The sequence below is a fragment of the Trinickia sp. genome (assembly GCF_036503415.1).
GTDB lineage: Bacteria > Pseudomonadota > Gammaproteobacteria > Burkholderiales > Burkholderiaceae > Trinickia.
Genome location: NZ_DASXWY010000039.1, coordinates 140,152 through 160,708 on the forward strand (window position 1 = coordinate 140,152; position 20,557 = coordinate 160,708).

The following is a 20,557-nucleotide window of genomic DNA, read 5'->3' on the forward strand; positions in this document are numbered from 1 at the left end:
CTCTCCGCGTGAGGTGGTCTTGTGGGGGAACGGCCGTTTTGGTCAATTGCTCGATACAGCGTCAATAAAAAACGTCTTTGATCTGGTAGTACGCGCCGACGAGCGGCAAAAACCAAGGCTTGCCCGTATGCCCGGGAATCGCGGGCCAGTCGAAATCGCGCCACGGATTGGCGGCCGGATTACCGCTCATCACCTCGGCCATCACCTGTCCCATATGCGTCGACATCTGCGTGCCGTGTCCGCTGTAGCCCATCGAAAACCATATGCCGCCATGCTGTCCGGCACGCGGCAGACGGTCGGCCGTGATATCGACGAGTCCGCCCCAGCAGTAGTCGATCCGCGCCCCTGCGAGGCTCGGAAAGAGCTGCGTGAGATTCGCGCGCAAAATGCGGCCGCTCTTCTCGTCGGATGGCTGCTCCGATGCCGTGAAGCGTGCCCGGCCGCCGAAGAGCAGGCGCGAGTCGGAGGTCACCCGAAAATAGTTGTGCATGAGGCGGCTCGTCGTGTATGACCGCCTCTTCGGGAAGAGGCGCGCGAGCGCCGCTTCGGGCAGCGGCTCCGTCACGACGATGAACGAGCCGACCGGTGCCAGCCGCCGCCGGTACCACGAAAAAGGACCGTGCCGCGACGGGCCCGTCGCGATCAGCACCTGCTGGGCCCGCAGGGTGCCCCGCGACGATTCCACGCGATATCCGGTGCCATCCTTCTCGATCGACGTCACGGCCGCATGCTCGAAGAGCTGCGCGCCATGGCGTGCCGCCGCATTCGCGAGCCCGACGGCGAACTTGCCCATATGCATCTGCCCGCCGCGTTTTTGCAGAAGGCCGCCGAAGAAGCTGTCCGAATCGACTTCGCTGCAAATCCGGTCGCGGCCGATGATCTCGACGTCGGGATCGACCTCGCGATGAATCAGCTCGGCCGTGCGCTGCAAGTGTTCGAGATGATGCGGCTTCGATGCGAGCTTCAGCTTGCCCGAAGCCAGGTAATCGCACTCGATCCGCTCCTCGCGAATCAGCCGCTCCACCGTATCGACGGCCGCCGCATAAGCGCGGTAGCAGCCCTGCGCACGCTCCACGCCCAGTTGCTGGCGCAGTGCGGCGTAATCCTGCGCCACGCCCGTGTTGCATTGACCGCCGTTGCGCCCCGATGCACCGCCTCCCATGCGCCCCGCATCGAGCACCGCGACGCTCGCGCCGCGACGACCGAACGCGAGCGCCGCGGAAAGCCCGGTGAAGCCGCCGCCGATGACCGCGACGTCGAAACTTCCCTGCGCCGGCCCCTCGCTTGCATAGACACCCGCAGGCGCGGTATCGAGCCAGTAGGAATCGAGCTTCATCGTGCAACCTCGGGGCTAAGCCGGGTGAAAGAACGCGAGCGCGACCAGTGATCGCTCACAGGCCAAGCTGCGCCGCGAGTTCGCCGATCGTCTTGACCTCGGTGTACTCGTAGTACGGCGTGCCCGGCTCATGGCCGCGATTGATGAACGCCTTGTGCTTGATGCCGAGATCGTGCGCCGTCATCAGGTCGTAGCGCAGGCTCGACGAAACGTGCAGCACGTCCTGCGGGTTGCAGTCCAGTTGGTCGAACATGTATTCGAAGCCCCGCATGCGCGGCTTGTACGACTGCGCCTGCTGCGCGGTGAAGACCCGATGGAACGGCGCGCCGAGCTTGTCGACGTTGCTCTGAATCTGATCGTCCGAGGCGTTCGACAAAATCACGAGCTTGTATTTTTTCGCAAGGCGCGAGAGGCCTTCCGGTACATCCGGATGCGGGCCCCAGGTCGGCACGGCGAGATAGAACTTTTCCGCTTCGGCTTCGTTGAATTCAACCCTCATACGCTCACACGTGCGGCGCACCGAGTTGACGACGACGTCGCGATAGGGTTTCCACGCGCCGAGCACTTCGTCGAGGCGATAGGCGGCGAAGAACGCGACGAACTTTTCCAGTTCCGCGCCCTTCAGACGATCACCATACATCTCGCGTGCCATATCCGCCATGCGGAATTTCGTCAGGGTGCCGTAGCAGTCGAAGGTGATGTACTTAGGCTCGAAGTCGATCATGATGACAATCCTTTTGTTTGTCTAATGAACCCGTTTTGGGCTCAGTGGCGAAAGACAGATAGAAAGCGTCTATACGAAAATTAAAGCAGTCCAAAATAAGCCGTGTCGTCGATTAGGGGCGGCTCGACGATACAAATCACTCGTTCGGGACCGCTGCGACAGCAGATCATGCTGGGGTGGCTGCGCGCCGATTCGTGCGGATTTACGGCGGCATCGTCAGCTCCGGGTATCGATGAGGACACTCTTGAAACGAAGGTGGGCTTCGTAGCCGAGCCGGCCAAGATCCTTGCCGATACCCGAGCGCTTGTATCCGCCCGTCGGCATCGCGAAGTCGTTCGTACGGCCGTAACGGTTGACCCACACCGTGCCCGCCTCCAGTGCGCGCACGAGGCGCAACGCGCGGCCGATATCCGCCGTGTGAACGCCGGCCGCCAGCCCGTAGTCGGGATGCGAGGCGAGCGCGAGCGCCTCCTCTTCCGTCTCGAACGTCTGCACGGTGAGCACCGGGCCGAAGATTTCCGCGCGCACGGCTTCCGTTTGCGGTGTGACATCGGTGAGGATCGTCGGCAGGTAGAACGCGCCGGGCACGGCCGCATCCGCGCGCCGGCCGCCGCATCGCACGACGGCGCCTTGCGCTGCGCTGCGCTCGACGATGGCCTCGATGCGCGCGGCTTGCGCCTCCGAAACGATCGGTGGCAGCGTCGTGCCCGCGGCCCACGTTGCGCCGGCACGCAGCGCCGCGAATGCCTGGCCGATGCGCTCCACCAGTTCCTCGGCCACGGCGCGCTGGACGAGCAGACGTGAACCCGCCACGCAGACCTGCCCCGCATTGCTCGAAATGGCCCGCGCGATTCGGTGCGCGACTTCGTCGATCTTCGGCGCGTCGGCGAAAACCAACTGGGGGCTCTTGCCGCCAAGCTCCAGCGTGAGCGGCTTCGTGCCGGACTCGGCGCAGGCCGCCATGATCTGGGCACCCGCGCGGGTAGACCCCGTGAACGTGACCTTGGCGATGCCCGGATGCCGCACGAGCGCATCGCCCGTCGTCGCGCCGTCGCCTTGCACGACGTTGAATATGCCCGCCGGTATGCCGGCCTCGATGGCGAGTTCGGCCAGACGCAGCACCGAGAAAGGCGTCATCTCGGAGGGCTTGACGACGACCGCATTGCCCGCCGCGAGCGCCGGCCCGATCTTCCAGGATGCCATCACGAGCGGGAAATTCCACGGCGCGATGGCCGCCACGACACCATACGGTTCGGCGATCGTCATGCCCAGATGATCGTGGTCGGTGGCCACGAGTTCACCCCCCACCTTATCGGCGAACTCGGCATAAAAACGGATGCCTTCGGAGGTGAACGGGACATCCCAGGTGTAGGCCTCCCGGATGGGCCGTGTGGAGCCGATCGCCTCGAGCGGCGCAAGTGTGCCGGCGTCTGCCGCAATCAGCTCGGCGAAGCGGCGCAGCACGCGTGCGCGCTCGCGCGGCGCCATGCGCGGCCAGCCGCTCTCGCGATACGCGCGCGACGCATTGTCGACGGCGCGATCCACGGTCTGGGCATCCGCGATCGGTACCGAGGCATATGCGGCGCCATCGGAAGGGCGCACAACGTCCCTTTGAGCGGTGCGCTGATCGATCCACTCGCCGCCAATGAAGTGACCGCTGCGTATGGCGACGGAGGAAGGCTCGAACTGATCCATGATATGAAGTCTTCGAACGGTTTCGATGACACACATCGTAGTGCGAGCGCCACCGCATATTTCGCCGACAAAATCTCGCCATCAGCAGATTCGATGCGTTATCGAGCGTCGTACGGTGCGTTTTGCAGTGCATCACATTTCGACACTGCAATGAGGCGACGACAGGAAGATCGTCCTAGTCAGCCGTGGGGCACACTGTGACAGTGAATATCCGATGTATGCGCACACAGAACAGGAGGCCGACGTGCTCGATCGAATCCCCAATAGCGGCATCAGTCTGCGCGAGTTTGCGGACGACGATCTCAGCGCCGGTCACGCGTTGTCCCGGTCGGTACGCTGGCGTCACCGCCCGGAGGACTGGCGGTTCGCCGCGCACACCGGCAAGGGGATCGTGGCGGTCGATGAAGCCGGAACGCTGGTCGGTTCGGCATTCGCCTGGCAGTTCGGCGGCGCTGCGGCCACGATCGGGATGCTGATCGTGGCGCCCGATCATGAGCGCCACGGCATCGGCCGCGCGATGATCACGCATTGGATGCACGCGCTGGAGCCGCGCACGCTGTTGCTCCACGCAAGCGACGCCGCTTTGCCGCTCGTCGAGCAGCTCGGCTTTCGGCGGCTGGGGCGAATCCATCAGCACCAAGGGGCGGCGTTTCATCCTCCGCTCGTGTCGCTGCCGCCCGGCGAACGGTTGAGACCGGTCGGCGCCAACGACACACCCCGGCTCGTCGAACTCGCTTCGCGTGCCAGCGGACTCGATCGACGGGAGCTGTTGCCTGCGCTGCTCGATATCGCGAGCGGGATCGCGCTCGATCGGGACGGAGAGCTGATCGGGTTTGCGTTGTTTCGGCGCTTCGGCGATGGGCATGTCATCGGGCCCGTGGTCGCGCCCGAGTCGACGGATTCGTGCCGGGCCAAAGCCCTCATCAGTCATTGGCTCGCGTCCAACGCGGGGATGTTCCTGCGCATCGACACGCCTCGCGAGTTGGGGCTTTCGGATTGGCTCGAAGACGTCGGGTTGCCGCTCGTCGATCATATCGAACGGACGGCGTACGGTGCGTCGGGTGCGGGAGCGCTGGCGGCCGATACGACATCGAAGCAGTTTGCGATCACGAGTCAGGCGGTCTGGTGAGCCTGAGGCGGTCGGCTGGCAGGCGCGCCGTATAATCCCCCAGTCGCTGCCCACCGCTTTTCGCTTCGCATCGCCATGTCCGACATCGCCCGCAATCTCGACGCCGTCCATCGCCGCATCGTGCAAGCCGCACAAGCGGCCGGCCGCGACAGCGCATCGGTCCGGCTGCTAGCCGTTTCGAAGACGTTTTCTGCCCAGGACGTGCGCACCGCATTTGCAGCAGGCCAACGCGCGTTCGGCGAGAACTACGTGCAGGAGGCCATCGGCAAAATCGAGGCGCTCGCCGAGCTGCGCGCCGATCTTGAATGGCATTTCATCGGCCCGCTGCAATCGAACAAGACGCGCCCCGTCGCCGAGCATTTCGACTGGGTCCATTCAGTCGACCGTCTCAAGATCGCGCAACGGCTTTCCGAGCAGCGCCCCGACACGCTGCCTGCACTCAACGTCTGCCTGCAAGTCAACGTGAGCGGCGAAGCATCGAAAAGCGGCGTATCGGCCGCCGACGCACCGGCACTCGCGCATGAGATCGCCGCGTTACCGCGGCTGACGCTACGCGGCCTGATGTCGATTCCCGAACCGGCGGCCGATCCCGATGCGCAACGCGTGCCGCACCGCGTCCTGCGCGCGCTGTTCGACGATCTACGCGCGGAAGGTCTCGCACTCGATACGCTCTCGATGGGTATGTCGGCCGATCTCGAAGCGGCCGTGCTCGAAGGCGCGACGCTCGTGCGGATCGGCACGGCCGTCTTCGGTGCCCGCGACTACGCTCACTGACTTCTCCTTCAGCACGAACCATCCACCATGAAAATCGCATTCATCGGCGGCGGCAACATGGCCGCGGCATTGATCGGCGGCCTCGTCAAACGGGGCACCGCAGCCTCGGACCTCTATGCCATCGACCCCAACGAAGACGCGCGCGCGCGCATTCACGCGCAGTTCGGCGTCAAGACCGGCGCGACAGCCGACACCGCATTGCGCGACTATGACGCCATCGTGCTCGCCGTCAAACCGCAAGTGATGAAAAGCGTCGCGGCCGCCTTGGCGCCCCAGTTGGCGACGCAGCTCGTCGTCAGCATCGCAGCCGGGATTCGCGGGTCCGACATCGCGCGTTGGCTCGACGGCTACACGCGCATCGTACGTGCGATGCCCAATACGCCGGCATTGATCGGCATGGGCGTCACCGGCCTCGTCGCGCTGCCGGGCGTCGATGCCGCGGGGCGCTCGCTCGCGTCCGATGTGCTGGGTGCGGTCGGCAACACGGTCTGGTTTGACGACGAAGCGAAAATCGATGCGGTCACGGCCATCTCGGGCAGCGGTCCCGCCTACGTCTTCTATTTCATCGAGGCTTTGCAAGAGGCCGCGCGCCAATTGGGGCTCGGCGACGAAGAAGGCCGCGCGCTCGCGCTCGCGACGTTCGCGGGCGCGGCACAGCTCGCGGTGCAATCGGACGAGCCCGCCGGCGTGCTGCGCGAGCGCGTTACGTCGAAAGGCGGCACGACGGCTGCGGCCCTCGCCTCGTTCGAGGCGCAAGGCGTCAAGGCTGCGATCGTCAAGGGCGTACTCGCCGCAGACGCGCGCGCCAAGGAAATGGGCGACGAACTCGGCAAGCAGTGAGAAGCAGTGAGCTGCGGCCGAATCGATGCGATCCGCAAGAAAGTGGTGGTTCGCGAGTCCCGCCTCAACGGCGGGACGATCGCCGCGCTATAGGCCGGCGATGACGTAATGCGCGGCGACGCCCGCGAAAAGTGCGCCGCCAAGCCAGTTATTGTGGAGAAACGCCGCGAAACAGGCCATGCGCTCGCGCTCGCGGATGAGCGTGTAGTGATAGGCGGCGCAGCCGAGCGCGACCGCCCAGCCTAACCAAAACGGCCAGCCGAAACCGAGCGCCGCGCCGATCGCCGCATAGATGCCGAACACGGCGGCATAACACAGCATGACGGCGGCGACATCGAAGCGGCCGAACGTGATCGCTGAAGTGCGAATGCCGATCTTCAGATCGTCATCGCGATCGACCATGGCGTACTCGGTGTCGTAAGCCACGGCCCAGAACACGTTGGCCAGCAGCATGATCCAGGCGAGCATCGGGACACGGTCCTGAATGGCGGCGAACGCCATCGGAATGCCGAAACCGAACGCGATGCCCAGATAGGCCTGCGGGATCGCGAAAAAGCGCTTCATGAATGGATACGAGCCCGCCACGAACAGCGCGACGACCGACAACGCTTTCGTCAGTCCATTGAGCGGCAGGATCAGCAAGAAAGAAACGACCGACAGCACGGCCGCAATCGCCAGTGCTTCCCACGCCTGGATCTTGCCCGAAGTCAGCGGCCGGTTCTCGGTGCGCTTCACGTAGCGATCGAAATCGCGGTCGGCGTAGTCGTTGATCGCGCACCCGGCCGAGCGCATGAGCACGGTGCCCAATGCGAAGATGACGATCAGCGACGGCGCGGGATGTCCGCCCGAGGCGATCCAGAGCGCGTTCAATGTCGGCCAGAGCAGCAGCAGACTGCCGATCGGCTTGTCCATGCGGATCAAGCGCAGATAAAGCGGAAAGCGGGCAAACATCGGTGCGGACATCGCGTGGGCGGAACTGACTGAAACCGGGATGCCGCTATTTTAAGACTGAAAACCGGCAGCCGAATGCAAAAGGGACGCCCAAACAGCGGCGTCCCCTTTTTATGTGCGGTGAGGTGCGGTGGCCGGCGGGTGCCACCGACGTGGCCTCAGGCGAGCATGGCGCGCAACATCCAGGCGGTTTTCTCGTGCGTCTGCATACGCTGGGTCAGCAAATCGGCCGTGGGTTCGTCGTGCGCCGCATCCGTCGTCGGAAAAATCGCGCGTGCGGTACGCACCACCGCTTCCTGCCCTTCGACCAGTTGGCGAATCATCTCTTCCGCGCTCGGCACGCCATCGGCCTCGGGAATCGACGACAGCTTCGCGAATTCCTTGTAGCTCCCCGGTGCGGGCACGCCCAGCGCACGAATCCGCTCGGCGATCGCATCGACTGCCAGCGCGAGTTCGGTGTACTGCGTCTCGAACATGAGGTGCAGCGTATTGAACATCGGCCCCGTCACGTTCCAATGGAAGTTGTGCGTCTTCAGATAGAGCGTGTAGGTATCGGCGAGCAGGCGCGAAAGCCCCTCGGCGATTTTCTTGCGGTCTTTGTCGGTGATGCCGATGTCGATTTGCGATGCGGTGTTTTTCTTTGCCATGGCGGTTCCTTGCAAAAGAGATGCGAACGGTGCGAGACGGCAGATGTCCTGCGCCAACCGAAGGCGCTCATGCTTCCCGCATCGGGCGAGCGCCAGTGTAGCCCACTCGAACGTTGCGGCGCCACCTTGGGGGCGCCGCATTCGTCATCGCTCGCTGTCCTTACTTCGCCCGGGCCGCGCGCCGGCGCTCGATCGCATCGGCCACGCCCGCGCCGTAGGCCGGGTCGGCACGCGAGAAATGCTCGAGCTGGCGTGCGACGATGTCCTCGGGCACGCCGTCGATGTGCCCCGCGATCGTATCGAACAGTCGCGCGCGCTGGCCCTCGTCGAACAGACGAAAGAGCGCGCCCGGCTGGCTGTAGTAGTCGTCGTCCTCGCGGTGATCGTAACGATCGATCGCGCCGGCCGCGAGCGGCGGCTCGAGGGCGCTGCGATCCTGCGCGAACTCGCCGAAGCGGCTCGGTTCGTAGTTCGGCGTGCCGCCGAGATTGCCGTCGGTGCGCATTGCGCCGTCACGATGAAACGCGTGTACCGGGCACTTCGGCGCATTGACGGGAATCTGATGATGATTGACCCCGAGCCGGTAGCGCTGCGCATCGCCGTACGAGAAAAGACGCCCCTGCAGCAGGCGGTCCGGAGAAAACCCGATGCCGGGCACCACGTTGGCCGGTGTGAATGCCGCCTGCTCGACGTCGGAAAAGTAGTTCGCGGCATTGCGGTTGAGCTCGATCGTCCCGACATCGATGAGCGGATAGTCCTTGTGCGGCCACACTTTGGTGATGTCGAAAGGATTGATGCCGTATCGCGCGGCATCGGCCTCGGGCATGACCTGCACGCGGAAGTGCCACTTCGGAAACTCGCCGCGATCGATGCTCGAGACGAGATCGCGCTGCGCGCTCTCGCGATCGCCCGCGATGACGGCGGCGGCTTGCTCGTTCGTCAGGTTTTCGACGCCCTGCGCGGACTTGAAATGGAACTTGACCCAGAACCGCTCGCCCGCGGCGTTGATGAACGAAAACGTATGCGAGCCGAATCCGTGCTGCTGCCGGTAGTTCTTCGGAATCCCGCGGTCGCTCATCAAAATCGTGACCTGGTGCAGCGATTCGGGATGGCGCGACCAGAAATCCCACGCCGCGATGTTGCTGCGCAGGTTCGTGTACGGGTCGCGTTTTTGCGAGTGGATGAAATCGGGAAACTTGAGCGGATCGCGGATGAAAAAGACCGGCGTGTTATTGCCGACGACGTCCCAATTGCCCTCGTCGGTGTAGAACTTGATCGAAAAGCCCCGCACGTCGCGCTCGGCATCGGCGGCACCGCGCTCGCCCGCCACGGTCGAGAACCGGATGAACAACGGCGTTTGCTTGCCAAGTTCCGAAAACACGGCCGCCTTCGTATAGCGCGTGATGTCATGCGTCACCGTGAACGTGCCGAATGCGCCGGAGCCTTTTGCGTGAACACGCCGCTCGGGAATCACCTCGCGGTCGAAATGCGCGAGCTTTTCGAGCAGCCAGACGTCCTGCAATGCGATGGGGCCGCGTGGCCCCGCTGTCATCGAGTTCTGGTTGTCGGCGACGGGGGCGCCTGCGGCTGTGGTGAGCTTGCTGTCGGACATAGCGGTTCCTTGGGTCGAGAGGGAGTCAGCGGCAAATCGCTGCGATCCATGGAGCCGAGCATATAGATAGCTATCGACAACAGCAAATTAATCGATTCAATCTATTCGATAGGGGCTAAAAAAACGAGGCGGCAGCGGCCGCCCCGTCATGTCCAAGCGGACATCTTCGGCACTCAGTTCACCACGGCCGGCAGATCGAGCTTGTCGACGCCGGGCAAGTCGCAGGCGGCAATCGCTTCGCTGATCGCATCGATGGCCGGCATGCGCGTGAAGCTCTTGCGCCACGCCAGCACGACGCGGCGATCGGGCACGGGTTCGTCAAAGGGAACATAGCTGAGTAGACCGGCATCGGGCCCGCCTGCGTGCACCTTCACCTCGGGCACCGACATACGCGGCAATACGGTAATGCCGACTCCGCTGGCCACCATATGGCGGATCGTCTCGAGCGAGGAGCCTTCGAACGTCTTCTGGATGCCGTCGGCCGTCTGCGAGAATCGCATCAGCTCGGGACAAACGCCCAGGACATGGTCGCGAAAACAGTGTCCGTTGCCGAGCAACAGCATCGTTTCCTGCTTGAGGTCGTCGGCGTCGATCTTCTTGCGCGACTCCCATGCGTGGCCGGACGGGAGCGCGACGACGAACGGCTCGTCGTAAAGCGGCCGTACCATGAGGCCCGTTTCGGGAAACGGCAGCGCCATGATCGCCACGTCGATCTCGCCTTGCTTGAGCAGTTCGATGAGCTTGAGCGTGTAGTTCTCCTGCAGCATCAGCGGCATCTGCGGCACACGCTTGATCATCTGCTTGACGAGCGTCGGCAGCAGATACGGCCCGATCGTATAGATGACACCGAGCCGCAGCGGCCCCACGAGCGGGTCCTTCCCCTGTTTGGCGATTTCCTTGATCGCGAGCGTCTGCTCGAGCACCCGTTGCGCCTGGGTCACGATCTGCTCGCCGATCGGCGTTACGCTGACTTCGCTCGTTCCGCGCTCGAAAATCTGCACGTTGAGCTCGTCCTCGAGCTTTTTGATCGCGACGGACAGCGTCGGCTGACTGACGAAGCACGCCTCGGCAGCGCGCCCGAAGTGTCGCTCGCGGGCTACCGCCACGATGTATTTCAGTTCAGTGAGCGTCATTGGGGGACAATCAAAACTTGGGAGTTGATAGGTTTAAGTTATACACCCGTCGCGCGAATTCGCCAACCGTATAAGCCCCAGTTTCGAGCCGAGCTCCATTCGCCCTGCCTTCGTTCAGGCCTTCAGGTACTGCTCGCGCCCGCCGAGCCAGCGCGCCAGATGCGCCGCCACGACATCGGGGTACTCGGCGACGAGCCGCGCCGCGGCTTCACGGGCAGGCTCGATCAGCCACGCGTCGTTTTGCAGATCGGCAAAGCGCAGCATCGCGGCGCCGGACTGCCGCGCGCCGAGAAATTCCCCCGGCCCCCGGATTTCGAGGTCCCGGCGCGCGATCTCGAAACCGTCCGTCGTCTCGCGCATCGTCTTCAGACGCGCGCGCGCCGTCAGCGAAAGCGGCCCGCCATAGAGCAGCACGCAGACCGAGGCGGTGCTGCCGCGCCCCACCCGCCCGCGCAATTGGTGCAGTTGAGCGAGGCCGAACCGCTCAGCGTGCTCGATCACCATCAACGACGCGTTGGGCACATCGACACCCACTTCGATCACGGTGGTCGCCACGAGCAATTGGACCTCGTTGCCGGCGAATGCCTCCATCACGGCCGCCTTTTCCATGGGCGGCAGCCTGCCGTGCACGAGGCCGACGCGCAACTCCGGCAGCGCCGCCGCCAGTTTCTCGAACGTTTCGACCGCCGTTTGCAGCTGCAGCGTCTCGCTTTCCTCGATGAGCGGACACACCCAATAGACCTGCCGCCCGGTCAGCGCCGCTTCGCGCACCCGGGCGACCACCTCGTCGCGGCGCGTGTCGGAAACGAGCTTGGTGACGATCGGCGTGCGCCCTGGCGGCAGCTCGTCGATCGTCGACACGTCGAGATCGGCGTAGTAGGTCATCGCCAGCGTGCGCGGGATCGGCGTCGCCGACATCATGAGCTGATGCGGCTGGAAATCGCTGGCCCCGTCCGCGGCCCGATGCGCCTTCGCCCGAAGCGCAAGCCGTTGGGCGACGCCGAAGCGGTGCTGCTCGTCGACGATCACGAGCCCGAGCCGCGCGAATTCCACGGTCTCCTGGATCATCGCGTGCGTGCCGATGACGAGTTGCGCCGTACCGCTGGCCGCGGCCTCGAGCGCCGCCCGTTTCTCCTTCGTCTTCAGGCTGCCCGCGAGCCACGCCACTGCCACGCCGAGCGGCTCGAGCCAGCCGCGCAGCTTGCGGGCGTGCTGCTCGGCGAGGATTTCGGTGGGCGCCATCATCGCCGCCTGATAGCCGGCGTCGATCGCCTGCGCGGCCGCCAGCGCCGCGACGACGGTCTTCCCGCTGCCGACATCGCCCTGCAAGAGCCGCTGCATCGGGTGCGGGGCGGTCAGGTCGGCCGAAATCTCGGCGACGACGCGCTCTTGCGCACCGGTCAGCGCGAACGGCAGCGCTGCCCGCAGGCGGGCACTGAGTGTCTGCGCGGCGGCTTGCGCGCCGTTCGAGGCAGCAGGCATCGGCGGGGCCGTGCGGCGACGCCGCTCTTCGTGAGCTCGTTTGAGCGAGAGCTGCTGAGCGAGGAGTTCGTCGAATTTGATCCGCGTCCACGCAGGGTCCGTACCGTCGATCAATGCCGCTTCGTCGGCGTCCGCGCTCGGATGATGAAGCGTGCGCACGGCCTGAGCGAGGGGCGGCAAGCCGAGCCGGCGCACGTAGGCTTGCGCAAGCGGCTCGGGCAGCAATTCCGGCAAGGGCGTGCGTGCCACCGCGTTGTCGATGGCCTTGCGCAGGTAGGCCTGCGAGACGCCGGCCGTGCTCGGATAAACGGGTGTCAGCGCCTGCGGCAGCGGCGTATCGGTGTCGACGGGACGCACGCTCGGGTGCACCATCTCGAGCCCGAAAAAGCCGCCGCGCACATCGCCGCGCACCCGCAGGCGCTCGCCGACGGCCATCTGCTTGACCTGCGAGCCGTAAAAGTTCAGAAAGCGCAGAATCAGCTCCTCGCCCGCGTCGTCCCGCAGCTTCACGAGCAACTGCCGCCGCGGACGGTAAGCGATCTCGTTGTCGAACACGACGCCTTCGGTCTGCGCCGTCTCCCCGGGCAGCAGTTCGCCGATCGGCGTGAGCGACGTTTCGTCCTCGTAGCGCATCGGCAGGTGCAAGACGAGATCGATGTCGCGCGTGAGGCCGAGCTTGGCAAGCTTGTCGGCGGACTTGGCCACCTTGGCCACCTTGGCCACCTTGGCCACCTTGGCCGCCTTCGGGGCCTTGCGCGGGCTCTCCACGACGGGTTCGGCCGCGGGAACGTCGTCCGACGGATCGGGCAGGTGCGGGCGTGGCAAGGGCATCGGTCCTCTTCGCAAGTACAATATCGGCTTTATCGCATGTAAAACCGCGTTCGCGATGTTTCGCGATCATAGCGGCTCGCACGTCTGTCGGGCCGCGCCGCTTCAGGCCGACCAACGCAGCATGTTCACGCTTTCCGATTTCGATTTCAATCTGCCGCCCGAACTCATCGCACAGCAGGCGCTGCCTGAACGCAGCGCGAGCCGTCTGCTCGAGGTGGATACCGCGGCCACCCCGGCGCGCCTCGTCGATCGCCGCTTCCTCGAGTTGCCCGAGTGCCTCTCGGCGGGCGATCTGCTCGTCTTCAACGATACGAAAGTGCTCAAGGCGCGGTTTTTCGGGCAAAAGGCCAGCGGGGGAAGAATCGAGGTGCTGATCGAGCGCGTAACGGGCGAGCGCTCGGCCCTCGCGCAGATCCGCGCAAGCAAAAGCCCCGCGCCGGGCACGATCCTGCGGCTAGCCGATGCGTTCGACGTCACGGTCGGCGAGCGTGTCGAACCGTTTTACACGCTGCATTTTCCCGAGAGCTGTCTCGATCTGATCGAGCGCCACGGCCGCCTGCCGCTGCCGCCTTACATCGAGCACGATCCGGACGCGACCGACGAGACCCGCTACCAGACCGTCTTTGCGCAACGTCCGGGTGCCGTCGCCGCGCCGACGGCCGGACTACATTTCGACGACGACGTGCTCGCCCGGCTCGACGCGCGCGGCGTCAGGCGCGCGACGCTGACGCTGCACGTGGGCGCCGGCACGTTCCAGCCCGTGCGCGTGGAGAACATCGCCGAGCACAAGATGCACAGCGAGTGGTACCAATTGCCGGACACGCTCGTCGACGCGATCGCCGAGACGCGCGCGCGCGGCGGCCGTATCGTGGCCGTAGGCACGACGTCGATGCGTGCGCTCGAAGCGGCCGCGCGCGACGCCGAAGCGGCGGGCCGGCCGCTCGCGGCAACCTCGGCCGAAACCGATATTTTCATCACGCCCGGCTACCGTTTTCGCATCGTGGATCGGCTCGTGACCAATTTCCATTTGCCGAAGTCGACGCTGCTGATGCTCGTATCCGCGTTCGCCGGCGTCGAGACGATCCGCACGGCCTACCGGCACGCGATCGCATCCCGCTACCGGTTCTTCAGCTATGGCGATGCGATGCTGCTCACACGCCGCGATGACTGATGCACCGGCGCGCCGCTCGAAAACGGCGCGCGCAGCCTTTTTCCGGAGTCATGCATGACCGAAGGTCTCACCCACGAACATCCGCCCGGCGAGGCGCCACCCGGCGGGCTCGCGTTCGAACTGCTCGCCACCGACGGGCAGGCCCGGCGGGGGCGCCTGACCCTGAATCACGGCGTGGTCGAGACGCCGATCTTCATGCCCGTGGGCACCTACGGGACCGTCAAGGCGATCGCCCCGCGCGAACTCGAGGAAATCGAAGCGCGAATCGTGCTCGGCAATACGTTTCACCTTTGGCTGCGTCCGGGCCTCGAGACGATTGCGGCGCACGGCGGCCTGCACGCCTTCATGGGCTGGCGGCGCCCGATCCTGACCGATTCGGGCGGCTTCCAGGTCTTTTCGCTCGGCGAGCTGCGCAAGATCACGGAAGACGGCGTCACGTTCGCCTCACCGATCAACGGCGACAAGCTCTTTCTGTCGCCCGAAGTGTCGATGCAGATTCAGAAGGTCTTGAATTCGGACATCGTCATGCAGTTCGACGAGTGCACGCCTTACGCCACGGACGGCGTACCGACGTCGCACGCCGACGCCGCGGCGTCGATGCGCATGTCGCTGCGCTGGGCAAAACGTTCGATCGATGAATTCGCGCGCCTCGGCAACCCGAATGCGCTATTCGGCATCGTGCAAGGCGGCATGTACGAGGATTTGCGCGACGAATCGCTCGCGGGGCTGGCCGAGATCGATTTTCACGGCTTTGCGGTGGGCGGACTGTCCGTCGGCGAGCCCAAGGAAGAGATGATGCGCGTGCTCGAGCACGTCGGCCCGCGTCTGCCCGCCGACAAACCGCATTATCTGATGGGCGTCGGCACGCCCGAGGACCTCGTGGCGGGCGTAGCGTCGGGGATCGACATGTTCGATTGCGTCATGCCCACGCGCAACGCGCGCAACGGCTGGCTCTTCACGCGCTTCGGCGACATCAAGATTCGCAACGCGACGCACAAGAATTCGCTTCGCCCGCTCGACGAATCGTGCGCGTGTTATACCTGCCGGAACTTCACGCGCGGCTATTTGCATCATCTACACCGGGTAGGGGAAATTCTGGGCGCCCAGCTCAATACGATCCACAATCTGCATTACTACCTGGAACTGATGCGCGAAATGCGCGAAGCCATCGAAACTAGAACTTTCGACGCTTTTCGGATGCGATTCGCCGAGGAGCGCGCAAGGGGCGTCGACTAGCGGCGCGGGCTGCCGGTCCCAATCCCGCGCTGCTCCGCCGTCGCCTCGAGCGGCGGTGGTAAAATACGCGGCCTTTTTTTCGATCTCTCAGATCGTTCCGATCGTACTTACGGAGAATTAAACGTGTCCTTGATTTCCAACGCATTCGCGCAAGGCGGAACCGGCGGCGCCGAGTCCAGCCTGATGAGCTTTTTGCCGCTCATCCTCATGTTCGCGGTGCTCTATTTCATCATGATCCGCCCGCAGATGAAGCGCCAGAAAGAGCACCGCAGCATGCTCTCGGCGATGGCCAAGGGCGACGAAGTCGTGACCACGGGCGGTGTCGTCGGCAAAGTGACGAAGGTGAGCGACGCCTATGTCGGCGTCGAAATCGCCGAGGGCACCGAAATCGTCGTCCAGAAGGCCGCCGTCACCACGATTCTCCCGAAAGGCACGATCAAGTCGCTCTGACGCGCCGCAGCACAGGCGAAACGCGCGGCTCATCGGGCGCCGCGCGCTCGTCGCCGAGCCTCGACGCCGCTTCCTACCGCGCCTTTACGCCCATTTCCGTTCGGCCCATCCCATGAATCGTTACCCCCTTTGGAAATATGTCGTGATGGCCGTGGCGCTTGCCATCGGCCTTCTGTACACATTGCCCAACTTCTACGGCGAAGCGCCCGCGGTGCAGGTGCTGAGCGGCAAGGCAACCGTCAAACTCGATTCGTCCACGCTCTCGCAAGTCGAAGCCGCGCTCGCCGCGAACGGAATCAAGCCCGACGACGTCACGTTCGATAACGGCGCGACCAATGCGAATATCCGCGTGCGCGTCAAGGACACGGACACGCAGTTGCATGTGAAAGACGCGCTGCAAAAAGCATTGAACCCCGATCAGTCCGATCCGCAATTCATCGTCGCGCTCAATCTGCAAAGCGCCTCGCCGCGCTGGCTGACCGCGCTGCACGCGTTGCCGATGTATCTCGGCCTCGATTTGCGCGGCGGCGTGCACTTCCTCATGCAGATCGACATGGCCGGCGCGCTGAGCAAGCGCCTCGATGCCGATGCCTCGGATGCGCGCACCAATTTGCGCGAGTCGAATATCCGCGACGGCGGCGTGAATCGCGTCGGTCAATCGGTCGTCATCCGCTTCGCCGAGGCAAGCGTGGCCGACACGGCGCGCACGCAGCTCACGCGCTCGATCCCCGAGCTGCAATGGAACTCGCGGCCGGCCGCGGACGGCGGCACCGAGCTCGTCGGCACGTTCTCGCCGGCTCAGCAGCGCAGCGTCGAGGAAGCGGCCGTCAAGCAGAACATCACGACCCTGCATAACCGCGTGAACGAACTCGGCGTGGCGGAACCGGTGATCCAGCAGCAAGGCGCGGACCGCATCGTCGTCGAGCTGCCCGGCGTGCAGGACACCGCCAAGGCGAAGGAGATCATCGGCCGCACGGCAACGCTCGAAGCGCGCCTCGCCGATCCCGTCAACACGCATCCGCAACCGGGCGAAGCGGTCCCGGCCGGCGACGAGCTGTTCACCGAAGGCAATCAGGTTCCGGTGCTGCTGCGCAAGCAGGTCATTTTCACGGGCGACAGCATCATCGACGCCTCGGCCGGCTTCGACGAACATCAGCGCCCCTCGGTCAGTATCCGCCTGAACTCGACGGCGGGCCGCGCGGTAGCAAGCGTCTCGCGCGACAACATCGGCAAGCCGATGGCGATGGTGCTGTTCGAAAAAGGCAAGGGCCAGGTGCTGACGGTCGCGACGATCCAATCCGAGCTCGGCGACCGGTTCCAGATCACGGGCCAGCCGACGCCGCAGGCCGCGGCCGACCTCGCGCTGCTGCTGCGCGCCGGCTCGCTCGCCGCGCCGATGGACATCATCGAAGAACGCACGATCGGCCCGAGCCTCGGCGCCGACAACATCAAGAAGGGCTTCGATTCGGTCGTCTACGGCTTCGCGGCGATCACGGTCTTCATGGTCGCGTACTACCTGCTCTTCGGCGTCGTTTCCGTCATCGGCCTGTCGGTGAACCTGCTGCTGCTCGTTGCCGTCCTCTCGATGCTGCAAGCCACGCTGACGCTGCCGGGTATCGCGGCTATCGCGCTTGCGCTGGGCATGGCGATCGACTCGAACGTGCTCATCAACGAGCGCGTGCGCGAAGAGCTGCGCAACGGCGCGCCGCCGCAGCTCGCGATTCAGAACGGCTATGCGCATGCGTGGGCCACCATCATCGATTCGAACGTGACGACGCTCATCGCCGGCCTCGCGCTGCTCGCGTTCGGCTCCGGCCCCGTGCGCGGCTTCGCCGTCGTGCACTGCATCGGCATTCTGACGTCGATGTTCTCGGCCGTGTTCTTCTCGCGCGGTCTCGTCAATTTCTGGTACGGCGGCAAGAAGAAGCTGAAGTCGCTCGCGATCGGCCAGGTCTGGCGTCCCGCGGGCGCCGGCGCGCCCTACACCGGCGCCGATGCCGAGACCGACACCGCGCAGGCGAGCGCTGCCCTCGCCTCGCCGGAGGCACGCACGCCGGCCAAGGGCAAGGGGGCACGCGAAAGCAAGCCTGTACTGCGCAACCGCGCGCGCGAAGGCGCCAGCGCGCCGCGCAAACCGGGCTCGCCCCGCTAACGGGCCGACCTAGGCTCCGGAGAGAAGAACATGGAATTTTTCCGCATCCATAAAGACATTCCGTTCATGCAGCGCGCGTTGATCTTCAACGCGATTTCGTTCCTCACGTTCTTCGCCGCGGTGTTCTTTTTGCTACACCGTGGACTGCATTTGTCGGTGGAGTTCACGGGCGGCACCGTGATCGAAGTGCAGTATCCGCAGGCGGTGCAGCTCGAGCCCGTGCGCGAGACGCTCGGCACGCTCGGCTACGCCGACGCGCAGGTGCAGACGTTCGGGACTTCGCGCGACGTCATGATCCGCTTGCCGCTGAAGGCCGGGCTGACGTCGTCGCAGCAAAGCACGCTGGTCATGGCTGCTCTCAAGCAGCACGACGCGGCCGCTCAATTGCAACGCGTCGAGTTCGTCGGGCCACAGGTCGGCAAGGAGCTCGCCACGAACGGCCTGCTTGCGCTCGCCTGCGTCGTGGCGGGCATCATGATCTACCTGTCGTTCCGCTTCGAATGGAAGTACGCGGTGGCCGGTATCGTCGCGAACCTGCACGACGTCGTCATCATTCTCGGCTTCTTCGCCTTCTTCCAATGGGAGTTCTCGTTATCCGTGCTGGCCGCGGTGCTCGCGGTGCTCGGCTATTCGGTCAACGAGTCCGTCGTGATCTTCGACCGGATTCGCGAGACGTTCCGTCGCGAACGGAAGATGAGCGTCATGGGGGTCATCAATCACGCCATCACGAGCACGATGTCGCGCACGATCATCACGCACGGTTGCACGCAGATGATGGTGCTGTCGATGTTCCTGTTCGGGGGGCCGACGCTGCATTATTTCGCGCTGGCGCTCACGATCGGCATTCTGTTCGGCATCTACTCGTCGGTATTCGTCGCGGCCGCGCTGGCGATGTGGCTCGGCGTGAAGCGCGAAGACCTGCTCAAGGAAACGCGTCCGCGCCACGATCCGAATGATCCGAACGCCGGGGCGGAAGTCTGACACTCGGCAGCATCGTTAACATCGAGAACGCGCGGCTCATCTGAGCCGCGCGTTTTTTCTGGTACACGGCCCCTGATGGCAGGGTCGCCTTCCATTCACCGCAAGCCAAGCACCCGCCGCGCCGCAATCAGCGCCGCAAAGCTCACCGCCGCCGCGAACATGAGATAAAAGCTCGGCGCGACCTTGTCGCCCGTTGCCCGGATCAACCACGCAATGATGAACGGGCCGAAGCCACCGAAGATCGTGACCGCGATGTTATAGGCGAGCGACATGCCGGTCGTGCGGGTCGCCACGGGAAAGAGCTCGGACAGCAGCCCTGGCAGCGCCGCAAAATACCCGGTCATCAGGAGTCCCAAGCCGATTTGCACGGCGATCAGCACGCCTGTCGTGGGTCGCTCCACGAGCCACGCGAAGGCCGGATACGCTAGCAAAAGCATGAGCGCCGCCGAAGCAGACATGATGCCCGTGCGCCCATACCGGTCGGACAGATGCCCGACGAGCGGTGAGCAAACCATCTGGATCGCGCCGGTCAACACGATTGCGGCGAACGAGATCGACGAAGGGAGCTTCAACTGCTTCACTGCGTAAGTCGGCATAAACAGCACAAGGTACGTCGAGACCGTGCCAAGCACCACAATACCAATCGCCACCGCCAGCCGCGTCTTGTGCGCGGCGAACGTATCGGCCAGCGGCGTGCGCGTCGTCTCGGCCGCGAGGAACTCCGGCGTTTCGTCGACATTCGAGCGGATGTAATAGGCAATCGGCCCCAGCAGCAGACCGAAGATGAACGGCACGCGCCATCCCCAGGTCGACAGTTGCTCGTGCGTGAGCGCGCCCGTCAGCACGGCACCAAAAACAGCGGCCAGCACCGTGGTAAGACCTTGGCTCGCCACCTGCCAACTCGCAAAGAATCCGCGCCGCTCGGGCTGGTGTTCGGCCAGAAACGCCGTGGCGCTGCCGAATTCCCCGCCGGCGGAAAAACCCTGCATGAGCCGCGCGAGCACCAGAATGAGCGGCGCCGCCACGCCTATGCGCTCGTAGGTCGGCAGCACGGCAATGATGGCGGTACCGACCATCATGAGCAGGATCGACAGCGTAAGAGCGGCTTTGCGCCCCGCGCGGTCCGCGTAGGCGCCGATAACGACGGCGCCAAGCGGGCGCATGAAAAACGAGACGCCGAACGTTCCGAGCGTGAGCAGCAGCGAGACGGTTTCGTTGCCCGCGGGAAAGAAAAGCTGGGCGATCAGAACGGCAAAGAATCCGTAGACGACAAGATCGAACCACTCGAGTGCGTTGCCGATGGATGTTGCAACGACTGCCCGCCACACGCCATTGCGCGCCGTGGCCGGTCGTGCCGTCAAAGTCTCGCCCATGCTTGCCTCCTGGGTTGTTTTAGGGGAGCAGTGCCGCGGC

Annotated in this window: 17 protein-coding genes; 8 read left to right on the forward strand and 9 right to left on the reverse strand. The window is 64.7% G+C overall.

What is annotated here, in order from left to right; translation table 11 throughout:
* Nucleotides 1-61: 61 nt before the first annotated feature.
* The 3 genes from VGL01_RS06245 to VGL01_RS06255 all read right to left on the reverse strand — a co-directional run bounded on the left by VGL01_RS06245 (nucleotide 62) and on the right by VGL01_RS06255 (nucleotide 3,755).
* A complete protein-coding gene (locus tag VGL01_RS06245; protein WP_331567981.1) occupies nucleotides 62-1,336 on the reverse strand; it encodes an FAD-binding oxidoreductase in 1,275 nt (424 codons plus the stop codon).
* A gap of 55 nt (nucleotides 1,337-1,391) precedes the next feature.
* Nucleotides 1,392-2,060: a haloacid dehalogenase type II gene (locus VGL01_RS06250; protein WP_331567982.1), complete on the reverse strand. Its 669-nt coding sequence runs from the start codon at nucleotides 2,058-2,060 to the stop codon at nucleotides 1,392-1,394.
* 216 nt (nucleotides 2,061-2,276) lie between these two features.
* Nucleotides 2,277-3,755, reverse strand: a complete 1,479-nt coding sequence (locus VGL01_RS06255) for an aldehyde dehydrogenase family protein (RefSeq protein ID WP_331567983.1) — start codon at nucleotides 3,753-3,755, stop codon at nucleotides 2,277-2,279.
* A gap of 214 nt (nucleotides 3,756-3,969) precedes the next feature.
* Here VGL01_RS06255 and VGL01_RS06260 point away from each other — a divergent pair, with 214 nt between their 5' ends.
* The 3 genes from VGL01_RS06260 (at nucleotide 3,970) to proC (ending at nucleotide 6,498) form a co-directional block, all read left to right on the forward strand.
* Nucleotides 3,970-4,884, forward strand: coding sequence for a GNAT family N-acetyltransferase (locus tag VGL01_RS06260; protein ID WP_414720181.1), 915 nt, complete (start codon nucleotides 3,970-3,972; stop codon nucleotides 4,882-4,884).
* Between the two features lie 75 nt (nucleotides 4,885-4,959).
* Nucleotides 4,960-5,658, forward strand: a complete 699-nt coding sequence (locus VGL01_RS06265; protein ID WP_331567985.1) for a YggS family pyridoxal phosphate-dependent enzyme — start codon at nucleotides 4,960-4,962, stop codon at nucleotides 5,656-5,658.
* 27 nt (nucleotides 5,659-5,685) lie between these two features.
* The gene (proC, locus tag VGL01_RS06270; protein ID WP_331567986.1) at nucleotides 5,686-6,498 is read left to right on the forward strand and encodes a pyrroline-5-carboxylate reductase; all 813 of its coding nucleotides are present in this window, start codon (nucleotides 5,686-5,688) and stop codon (nucleotides 6,496-6,498) included.
* A gap of 87 nt (nucleotides 6,499-6,585) precedes the next feature.
* On the opposite strand, the gene ubiA is transcribed toward proC, so the two are convergent.
* The 5 genes from ubiA to recG form a co-directional block, all read right to left on the reverse strand.
* Nucleotides 6,586-7,449, reverse strand: coding sequence for a 4-hydroxybenzoate octaprenyltransferase (gene ubiA, locus VGL01_RS06275; protein ID WP_331568003.1), 864 nt, complete (start codon nucleotides 7,447-7,449; stop codon nucleotides 6,586-6,588).
* A gap of 158 nt (nucleotides 7,450-7,607) precedes the next feature.
* Nucleotides 7,608-8,096 carry a Dps family protein gene (locus tag VGL01_RS06280; protein WP_331567987.1) on the reverse strand — a complete coding sequence of 163 codons (489 nt, stop codon included), beginning with the start codon at nucleotides 8,094-8,096 and terminating at the stop codon, nucleotides 7,608-7,610.
* Nucleotides 8,097-8,256: 160 nt separating this feature from the next.
* On the reverse strand, nucleotides 8,257-9,708 hold the full coding sequence (locus VGL01_RS06285) for a catalase (protein ID WP_331567988.1): 1,452 nt from the start codon (nucleotides 9,706-9,708) through the stop codon (nucleotides 8,257-8,259).
* A gap of 173 nt (nucleotides 9,709-9,881) precedes the next feature.
* Nucleotides 9,882-10,841 carry a hydrogen peroxide-inducible genes activator gene (locus tag VGL01_RS06290; RefSeq protein WP_331567989.1) on the reverse strand — a complete coding sequence of 320 codons (960 nt, stop codon included), beginning with the start codon at nucleotides 10,839-10,841 and terminating at the stop codon, nucleotides 9,882-9,884.
* 114 nt (nucleotides 10,842-10,955) lie between these two features.
* Nucleotides 10,956-13,154, reverse strand: coding sequence for an ATP-dependent DNA helicase RecG (gene recG, locus VGL01_RS06295; RefSeq protein WP_331567990.1), 2,199 nt, complete (start codon nucleotides 13,152-13,154; stop codon nucleotides 10,956-10,958).
* A 121-nt stretch (nucleotides 13,155-13,275) separates the two neighbouring features.
* Here recG and queA point away from each other — a divergent pair, with 121 nt between their 5' ends.
* The 5 genes from queA (at nucleotide 13,276) to secF (ending at nucleotide 19,144) form a co-directional block, all read left to right on the forward strand.
* A complete protein-coding gene (gene queA / locus VGL01_RS06300) occupies nucleotides 13,276-14,325 on the forward strand; it encodes a tRNA preQ1(34) S-adenosylmethionine ribosyltransferase-isomerase QueA (RefSeq protein WP_331568004.1) in 1,050 nt (349 codons plus the stop codon).
* A gap of 54 nt (nucleotides 14,326-14,379) precedes the next feature.
* A complete protein-coding gene (gene tgt, locus VGL01_RS06305) occupies nucleotides 14,380-15,561 on the forward strand; it encodes a tRNA guanosine(34) transglycosylase Tgt (protein WP_331567991.1) in 1,182 nt (393 codons plus the stop codon).
* A gap of 123 nt (nucleotides 15,562-15,684) precedes the next feature.
* Nucleotides 15,685-16,011: a preprotein translocase subunit YajC gene (gene yajC, locus VGL01_RS06310; protein ID WP_331567992.1), complete on the forward strand. Its 327-nt coding sequence runs from the start codon at nucleotides 15,685-15,687 to the stop codon at nucleotides 16,009-16,011.
* Nucleotides 16,012-16,123: 112 nt separating this feature from the next.
* Nucleotides 16,124-18,163, forward strand: a complete 2,040-nt coding sequence (gene secD / locus VGL01_RS06315; protein ID WP_331567993.1) for a protein translocase subunit SecD — start codon at nucleotides 16,124-16,126, stop codon at nucleotides 18,161-18,163.
* 30 nt (nucleotides 18,164-18,193) lie between these two features.
* Nucleotides 18,194-19,144 (forward strand): protein translocase subunit SecF, encoded by a 951-nt coding sequence (gene secF / locus VGL01_RS06320; protein WP_331567994.1) that lies wholly within the window; start codon nucleotides 18,194-18,196, stop codon nucleotides 19,142-19,144.
* A 95-nt stretch (nucleotides 19,145-19,239) separates the two neighbouring features.
* On the opposite strand, the gene VGL01_RS06325 is transcribed toward secF, so the two are convergent.
* Nucleotides 19,240-20,517, reverse strand: a complete 1,278-nt coding sequence (locus VGL01_RS06325; RefSeq protein ID WP_331567995.1) for an MFS transporter — start codon at nucleotides 20,515-20,517, stop codon at nucleotides 19,240-19,242.
* Between the last annotated feature and the right edge of the window lie 40 nt (nucleotides 20,518-20,557).